General features: G+C 42.2%; 1 protein-coding gene. It reads right to left on the reverse strand.

The annotated features are described in order from the left end of the window. Positions 1-6 precede the first annotated feature (6 nt). Positions 7-879, reverse strand: a complete 873-nt coding sequence (locus B2R65_RS10675) for a DMT family transporter (protein ID WP_054982394.1) — start codon at positions 877-879, stop codon at positions 7-9. Positions 880-1,124 lie beyond the last annotated feature (245 nt).

The raw sequence follows: 1,124 nt of genomic DNA on the forward strand, positions 1-1,124 counted from the left end.
TTGGCATTACCGCGCTGTATGCTTATTTAATATAAACACCAATACCGAGCCAAGTATTAGTGAGCTTGCAATAATAAACTCCACTGTTACCTGCTCAGATAAAAACAACATACCTGCAATAGCAGCTAGTACAGGCACACATAACTGTACAACCGCCGCTTGCGTGCTTTTTAGTAGCGGCATGGCCACATACCAAATACTGTAACCAATGCCTGATGCAATGGCGCCCGAGGCGCACGCTAGTAACACCCCTTGCATACTTACTGTTTTTAAATAGCCTATTGCTACAAGTAATAAAACAGGAATAGCCACTAAGCTTCTAATAAAGTTAAAGGCGGTGGTACGCAGCGGCGATACACACGCTTTACCGCGTATACTGTAAACGCCCCATGCAACGCCACTTAACGCCATAAGCGATGCCCCTAACAAAGAAGGCACAGCGGCAGAGGGCAACATTAAATACACAAACCCAGCTAACGCGACAAAAAAAGCCCCCCACTGCAATTTACTTAGCTGCTCTTTTTTATATATGCCCCAACCAATCATGGTAAGTTGCACCGCTGAAAATAAAATAAGCGCACCGGTGCCTGTATCTAGCTCTATATAAGCAATAGAAAAACAAAGTGCATATACCAATAAACTAATACTGCTTCGCCAACTTCCGGTATCACTTAAAATAGCGTCATTAAGCGCGCCCTTACGCTTAAGGTTATACGTATATACAGCCATAATTAAGCCTAAACACACGGCACCACTTACGAGCCTGATAATTGTAAAATTCCACGCATCAATATAACCTTGCGCTAACGCCATACGGCAAAGTAAAGAATTTGCCGCAAAGGCTATTAATGCAACGAGGGTGTATAAAGTGGCTTTCAAAATCGCTCCTTAACTAAAACCTTATAATGAGATGCTTTAAATTGGCTTGCTCGGCCAGCGCTGTATTTAAACAGCTGAGCCATTTAGCTGTAAAGCGGCATTGTTGTAATTACTCTAATCTTATTCGCAGCATTATAACTTCATATACTGCTAAATTGCTGTAATTACGCGTCTACCCCCTGGTATTCACAAGCTATTCATGATGATTTGCCTACCTTAAATACACGTAATTTAACTAACGCGCG

This window comes from Pseudoalteromonas sp. UBA2102 (assembly GCF_002331165.1).
GTDB lineage: Bacteria > Pseudomonadota > Gammaproteobacteria > Enterobacterales > Alteromonadaceae > Pseudoalteromonas > Pseudoalteromonas atlantica.